Raw genomic sequence first — 6,590 nt, forward strand, 5'->3', positions numbered from 1 at the left:
CGTCGAGACGCCCGAGCCCGATGCCATCACCGAACCGCCTCCGCCCGAACCCCCGCCCAAGCCGAAACCGAAGCCGAAGCCGAAACCCGTGCCTCGGCCCAAGCCGCAGATCGAATCCCAGGTCAAGCCGCCTGTGCACCAGGCCAACGTTGCCCAGGGGGGATCGCAGCAGGCCTCCGAGGCGCGTGGCGAGCCGGTACCGGTGGATCCCGACCGACCGCGCACGATCGGACAGGTGGATTATCTGGGCAAGCGTCCCAGCCCGATCTACCCCCGGATCTCGCAGCGACGGGGTGAACAGGGGCGGGTAGTGCTGCGTGTACTGATTTCCCCTTTGGGCCAGGTGGCCAATGTGTCGGTGCGTTCGTCGTCCGGGCATGAGCGCCTGGACGAGGCGGCGGTGGCCGCCATGCGTCATGCGCGGTTCCGCCCGTATACGGAAAACGGAATTGCCTACAAGGCGCTGGTGGATATTCCTTTCGATTTCGTCTTATAGGACAGGAACATGATGCTTGATCTGATCGGAAGCGCAGTGCTGGCGCTGGCCCAGGCGGTAGGGCCGGATGCCGCCCAGGCCGCTGCGGATGCGGCACCGGCTGTGTCGGCCGCCACCGATGCGGCGACGGCTGCGGTGGCCACTGATGCGGCAGCCAGCGCTCAGGCAGCGTTGGGGGCTGGCGCCATGGAAACGGGCGGCCAGGGGGTGCTGCATTTCATTGGCCAGAGCGATACCGTTGGCAAATCCCTGTTTGTTTTCCTGGTGCTGATGTCGTTGGCCAGTTGGTACCTGATCCTGGCCAAAGGGTTGACGCACATGCGCATTCGCCGCCGGTCGCGCAAGTTCCTGGCGGAATTCTGGGCGGCCAGTTCTCTGGAACAGGTCGAAAACGAAATTGCCACGCATGGGGCGGAAGAACCGTTCGCCCACTTGACCAGTCATGCCATCCATGCCCAGAAGCACCATGCCAAATACGGTGCGCTCAAACTCGAGGAAAGCGGCTCGACGGCAGCTTTCGTGACCCGCACCATCCGCAGGGTGATCGACGAGGAAACCGCCCGCCTGGAAAACGGCCTGACGGTGCTGGCGTCCGTAGGTTCGACTGCGCCGTTCGTGGGATTGTTCGGCACGGTGTGGGGGGTGTATCACGCGTTGTTGAGCATCAGCATGACCGAAGGTGTCACCATCAACCGTATTGCCGGGCCGGTGGGCGAGGCCCTGATCATGACCGGCCTGGGGCTGGCGGTGGCCATTCCCGCCGTGCTGGCCTACAACGCTTTCGTGCGCGTCAATCGGGTCTACTTGGCGCGGCTGGATGCCTTTGCACATGACCTGTTCACGTTCCTGACCACGGGCCAGCAGGTGGCCGATGGCGGACATCAGCGCAATGGCCGGCCGCTCAGCCTGGCCAGTCACCGGAGCGCTTGACATGGCGTTCGGCAGCTTTGATTCCAAGGGCTCGGGCTCGACCCTGTCCGAGATCAATATGGTGCCCCTGATCGATGTGATGCTGGTGCTGTTGGTGATTTTTATCATCACGGCGCCTTTGCTCAGCCATTCGATCCGCATCAATGTGCCGCAGGTGACGGCCGAGCCGGTGGAGCAGAAGCCCGAGGTGATCGATCTGGCGATCGATGCATCCGGCGCGCTGTTCTGGAACGAGCAGCCGATCGCCGAAGAAGACCTGGCTGCTCGGTTCGCCGGGAAAGCCGGCGCCGACCCTCAGCCCGAGGTCCGTATCCGTGCCGATGCCGACACCCGTTACGGCCTGTTGGCGCAGGTCATGGGCGCGGCCCGTCAGGCCGGCATGAAGCGCCTGGGTTTCGTCACCACACCCGGACAGGCTGCGACAGGATCCGCCTTGCCGGCCGACGCAGCCGCCCCTGCGCCGGCGACTGGGCAGCAAGAGCCGGCAGCTGCGGCTCCGGTGCCTGCACACCCGCCGGCGGAAGGCGGTTGAGCGCATGTTCAATCAATCGTCAGCTATGTAACGCAGGTCCTTGGGCGGTGACTCGGCGTGACCGCTTCAGGCTAGAATCACCGTCATGAGAGTTCTGGTCATCGAAGACGACGCCACCCTGGGCCATGCCTTGCAGGAATTTCTGGGCGGCCAGGGGTATGCCGTCGACTGGCTGCAATCCGGCGACCGCGTTGAAGGCGCGCTCGCTGGACAAGTCTACGATCTGTTGCTGCTGGACCTGAACCTGCCTGGACTGGGTGGCCTGGAGGTTCTGCAGCGGCTGCGTGACAGCGGGTCCCAGGTGCCCGTCTTGATTCTTACGGCGCGCGATGGCCTGGATGATCGGGTGGCCGGCTTGGACGCGGGTGCCGACGACTACGTCACCAAGCCTTTCGAATTGCCTGAACTGGCCGCACGGGTCCGGGCGCTTGCCCGACGGCATGCCGGGCAGGCGCAGACGGTGCTGGAATGCGGCCCTTTGTCTTTTGATACGGTGGGCCGTCAGATCCGGGTCGATGGCAAGCGCCTGGCATTGTCGGTACGGGAACTGTCCGTGCTGGAAATGCTGATGGCCCGGCCGGGCCGGGTGGTGACCAAGCAGCAGATCGTCAATTCCCTGTCGGCCTGGGATGCGGATTTCAGCGAGAACGCGGTCGAAGTCTATGTCTATCGCCTGCGCAAGCGGCTTGATGGTACAGGGGCCAGTATCCAGACGGTGCGCGGCTTCGGTTATCTGCTCGACGTTGATCGTGCCGCCTGAGTCGACCCCCGGTCCAAGCCCTGCTGGTGGGGTGTTGGGGCTGGCCGAGCGCCTGATGCCCAGGAATTCGCTCGCCCGCCGACTGGTACGCCGGCTGTTGCCGGCCTTTTTCATTCTGGTGGCCATCGATCTGCTGGCCACCTGGTTCATGACGGGGGTGATCCGCCCCCAGCCCTGGCTGTTGCGTGACCTGTTCTGGGTCATGATGCTGACCCAGGGGCTGCTGGTGCTGCTGTTCGTCTGGGTGCTGATTTCCGGCATTCGTTCTGAACTCGCTTCCATCAATCGCCTGGCCGACGATATCCGCCAGCGTTCCATCGAGGACCTGCAGCCGCTCGACCAGGCCGACCTGCCCAGCGAGATCGCGCCTCTGGTCCTGCATTTCAACGACCTGCTCCTGCGGCTGGATGACTCGGTCCAGGCCCAGCGTCGCTTCATCGGCCATGCCGCTCATCAGCTGCGCACACCCCTGGCCGGCCTGAAGGTCGAATCCGAGCTGATGCTGGCCCAGGATCTGCCCGAGGACATCCGCGTGCGTGCCGGGCGGATCAAATCCGTGACGGATCGCATGATCCGCATGGGCCAGCAGCTGTTGGTGCTGGCGCGCGCTGAACACGCGGTCCGGCCCCAGGACGGTTTCGTGCGTCTGGACCTGTGCGAATGGATGCGTCAGGCGGGGGCGGAGTGGCTGGGTCGCGCGCATGAACAGTCCATCGATCTGCAACTGGCAGCACCCGATGCCGCAGTCTGGGTGGATGGCGATCCGGTCCTGTTGGGAGAATTGCTGGGCAATCTGATCGACAACGCCTTGCGCTATGGCCATCAGGCGCAGCGCATCGTGTTGCGCGTCATGGCCAATCCGCCTTCGTTTTCTGTCGAGGATGATGGCGCGGGCATCCGTGCCGAGGATCTGGACCGCGTTTTCGAGGCGTTCTATCGTGCGACGGATGCGGGCCAGGGCGGTTCCGGCCTGGGGTTGGCGATCGTGCGGGAAATCGCACGCGCGCACGGAGCCTGGTGGAAAATCGCCAGTCGGCCCGCCTTTCCGGGCACGCGGGTTTCTCTTGTTTTTCCCGGCCCTCGACGAGGCGCCTGCCTGACGCGGGTTGAATAAGCACACAGTATGAACATGCAGAAAGACAATCCGCAGGCGGGCCTGCTGATCGGGGCCCTGGGCGTCGTCTACGGGGATATCGGCACCAGCCCGCTGTACACCATGAAGGTCGCGCTGTCTGGCGCGGGCCAGCCCGATGTCGAACATATCCTGGGGTGCTGTCGATTCTGTTCTGGATGCTGATCCTGGTGGTGTCGCTGAAATACGTGACGTGCATCCTGCGCGCCGACAACCGGGGCGAGGGCGGCACGCTGGCCTTGATGGAACTCGCCCTGCGTGGCCGGTCAGGGCGGATCCGCTGGCGCCTGGCCTTGCTGGGGCTGATTGGCGCGAGCCTGTTCTATGGCGACAGCATGATCACCCCCGCGATCTCCGTCCTGTCGGCCGTCGAGGGGATCGGCATCGTGTCGCATCGGCTGGACGCCTGGGTGGTGCCGATTTCCGTGGTCGTGCTGCTGGCTCTGTTCATGTACCAGTCACGGGGCACTGGCGCCGTGGGCAAGCTGTTCGGGCCGGTGATGCTGTGCTGGTTCCTGGCGCTGGCAGGCTTGGGTGCCTGGCGGATTTCAGGCCAGCCCGAAGTCCTGCAGGCCGTCAATCCGGTCTGGGCCCTGCGCTTCATTGGCCACGCCCCCTGGGAAACATTCCTGGCGCTGGGCGCGCTGGTCCTGGCCTTGACCGGCGCCGAGGCGCTATACGCCGACATGGGGCATTTTGGCGGTTCGGTCATCCGCCGCGCGTGGTTTTCCCTGGTGCTGCCTGCGCTCGTGCTGTGCTATTTCGGCCAGGGGGCGCTGTTGCTCAGCGACCCGAATTCCATCCGCAACCCGTTCTTTCTGCTGGCGCCTGACTGGGGGTTGATTCCCCTGGTGGCGCTGGCCACGCTGGCCACAGTGATTGCCTCGCAGTCGGTGATTTCGGGCGCATTTTCCATCACCCGCCAGGCGGTGCAACTGGGCTACTGGCCGCGCATGGTGATCCAGCACACATCGGCGCGCGAAGAAGGACAGATCTACATGCCTCGCGTCAATGGACTGCTGTTGCTGGCCGTGTTGATCCTGGTGCTGTCTTTCGGTTCTTCTGATCGCCTGGCGCATGCTTATGGCTTCGCCGTCACGGGCACGATGCTGATGACTTCGCTGCTGGCATTTGCAGTGTTGCCGCGCGGTACGCGGGGCGTGCGTCGCTTGGCCTGGCTGATTCTGATTGCCTTGTTCCTGGTGATCGATGTGCTGCTGTTCTCTTCGAATACGCTCAAGCTGCACGAAGGCGGTTGGCTGCCGCTGGTGGTGGGGCTCGGTCTGCTGACGTTGATGGTGACCTGGAAGCAGGGGCGCCAGCAGATCCATGACACGCTGGCCGGTGATCACCAGCCGCTGGCCAGTTTCATGGAGTCCCTGGAGGCCTATCCCCCGACCCGGGTGCCGGGGACCGCCGTATTCATGAGCATGATCGTGGGCACGGTGCCCCCAGCGCTGCTGCACAATCTGAAACACAACAAGGTCTTGCACGAGCAGGCGCTGTTTCTGACGATCGAGGTGGCCGATGTGCCCTATGTGCCCTTTGGCGAGCGCTTGACGGTCAAGCGGGTCAGCCGCAGCAGCTGGCAGGCGGTGGCACGCTGGGGGTTCAAGCAGGAACCCAACGTGCCCCAGGTCGTGGAACAGATCGGTCAGGAGGTCGCCGAACTGAACCTGGAGCCCATGCAGACCTCGTATTTCCTGTCTCGCCAGACCGTGATCGTAGTGCGGCGGCTGCCGTGGCACCAGAGCTGGCGGCGGCATCTGTTTGCCTTCATGGCGCGCAATGCCAGCCGCAGCACCCGGTTCTACAAGATTCCACCCAATCGCGTGGTGGAAATGGGCATGCAGATGGAATTGTGATCAGGAACCGGTCGTGGGCGCCGGGATGGTGATCGTGATTTCGCGCAGCACCCCGCCCGACTGGACCGAACCCTGTGTGCGCGTGTTGGCGTCGTTCATCAGGGTCAGACAGTCTTCGCGCTGGCCTGCGGGCAAGCGTTCGCAGCGTTCGCGGCGGTGGCGTGCCTCGGCTTCTGGCGAGGGTTGGGTCAACTTGTCCTGGCGGGCGGCCTGAGCCGCCGCGCCGGCTTCTTTCAGACAGGCCTGCACGTCGATGCCGGGGGTGTTGCGGCAACGCGCCACATCCTGTTCGTATTGAGTCTGCGCCTGAACTCCGGAGGCAGACAGGGCGACAAGCCCCAGGCTTGTGGCCAGCAATGCAGTACGCAGCGACAGATGATTGTGTGGACGCATGGTGAACGCTCCTTGCGAGTGGATTCCGGGCGACTCCCGGCCCGGTTCAGGGGCGCGCATCGTGCACCGGATGTCCGGACCCGGTGTGAGCGAGCCTGTCATCAGTATAGGGGTTTTCCCTAGATTCTGTGTGGCTGGACTGATCTGCTGTGCCTGGCGTGTGCATGTGTGTCCGTTGACGATGGCGAGCGCTTTGCATCAGCAGGATGGCCGTGACCGGCGCCGTCATGAACAGGAACAGGCAGATCAGCCATTCATGGACGATGGGCCGGTGCTGCAGCAGGCTGGCGATCAGGGTGGCGGCCAGGACGACACAGAAGGCGCCCATCGTCATGCCCATGGTCGGGGCATGCATGCGTTCGTGGAAACTGCGCAGGCGCAGCAGCCCCAGCGAACCGACCAGGGTCACGATGCCGGCCAGGACCAGCAACAGGGCGGCCGAAACAGCGGCCCACAGAGGCAGTTCGGTCATGGTTCGATCA

General features: G+C 64.2%; 6 protein-coding genes and 2 pseudogenes. 6 read left to right on the top strand and 2 right to left on the bottom strand.

Features of this window, described 5'->3' with window-relative positions; translation table 11 throughout:
* The 6 genes and pseudogenes from RBR29_RS09785 to RBR29_RS09810 all read left to right on the top strand — a co-directional run.
* Nucleotides 1-496, top strand: a 496-nt coding sequence (locus RBR29_RS09785) for an energy transducer TonB (protein ID WP_320348906.1), incomplete at its 5' end; no start/stop codon positions are given.
* A gap of 12 nt (nt 497-508) precedes the next feature.
* Nucleotides 509-1,426 (top strand): MotA/TolQ/ExbB proton channel family protein, encoded by a 918-nt coding sequence (locus RBR29_RS09790; protein WP_320348915.1) that lies wholly within the window; start codon nt 509-511, stop codon nt 1,424-1,426.
* Between the two features lies 1 nt (nt 1,427).
* Complete coding sequence (locus RBR29_RS09795) at nt 1,428-1,958, top strand: biopolymer transporter ExbD (RefSeq protein ID WP_320348907.1); 531 nt, start codon at nt 1,428-1,430, stop codon at nt 1,956-1,958.
* A gap of 85 nt (nt 1,959-2,043) precedes the next feature.
* The gene (locus RBR29_RS09800; RefSeq protein WP_320348909.1) at nt 2,044-2,718 is read left to right on the top strand and encodes a response regulator transcription factor; all 675 of its coding nucleotides are present in this window, start codon (nt 2,044-2,046) and stop codon (nt 2,716-2,718) included.
* 55 nt (nt 2,719-2,773) lie between these two features.
* Nucleotides 2,774-3,832: an ATP-binding protein gene (locus tag RBR29_RS09805; RefSeq protein ID WP_320348911.1), complete on the top strand. Its 1,059-nt coding sequence runs from the start codon at nt 2,774-2,776 to the stop codon at nt 3,830-3,832.
* Between the two features lie 9 nt (nt 3,833-3,841).
* Nucleotides 3,842-5,715, top strand: a pseudogene (locus RBR29_RS09810) (potassium transporter Kup).
* On the opposite strand, the gene RBR29_RS09815 reads toward RBR29_RS09810, so the two are convergent.
* Both RBR29_RS09815 and mnhG read right to left on the bottom strand, forming a co-directional pair.
* Nucleotides 5,716-6,108 carry a hypothetical protein gene (locus RBR29_RS09815; protein WP_320348913.1) on the bottom strand — a complete coding sequence of 131 codons (393 nt, stop codon included), beginning with the start codon at nt 6,106-6,108 and terminating at the stop codon, nt 5,716-5,718. It abuts the pseudogene before it with no gap.
* A gap of 172 nt (nt 6,109-6,280) precedes the next feature.
* Nucleotides 6,281-6,580 (bottom strand): annotated as a pseudogene (gene mnhG, locus RBR29_RS09820) (monovalent cation/H(+) antiporter subunit G); the annotation flags it as partial.
* Nucleotides 6,581-6,590 lie beyond the last annotated feature (10 nt).

The sequence above is a fragment of the Castellaniella sp. genome (genome assembly GCF_034007085.1).
Taxonomy (GTDB): Bacteria; Pseudomonadota; Gammaproteobacteria; order Burkholderiales; family Burkholderiaceae_B; genus Castellaniella.

What these genes read in the sequence shown, in the direction of transcription:
- RBR29_RS09795 (WP_320348907.1), top strand. Translation starts at nt 1,428, where the DNA reads ATGGCGTTCGGCAGCTTTGATTCCAAGGGCTCGGGCTCGACCCTGTCC.
- RBR29_RS09800 (WP_320348909.1), top strand. Translation starts at nt 2,044, where the DNA reads ATGAGAGTTCTGGTCATCGAAGACGACGCCACCCTGGGCCATGCCTTG.
- RBR29_RS09815 (WP_320348913.1), bottom strand. Translation starts at nt 6,108, where the DNA reads ATGCGTCCACACAATCATCTGTCGCTGCGTACTGCATTGCTGGCCACA.
- RBR29_RS09790 (WP_320348915.1), top strand. Translation starts at nt 509, where the DNA reads ATGCTTGATCTGATCGGAAGCGCAGTGCTGGCGCTGGCCCAGGCGGTA.
- RBR29_RS09805 (WP_320348911.1), top strand. Translation starts at nt 2,774, where the DNA reads ATGCCCAGGAATTCGCTCGCCCGCCGACTGGTACGCCGGCTGTTGCCG.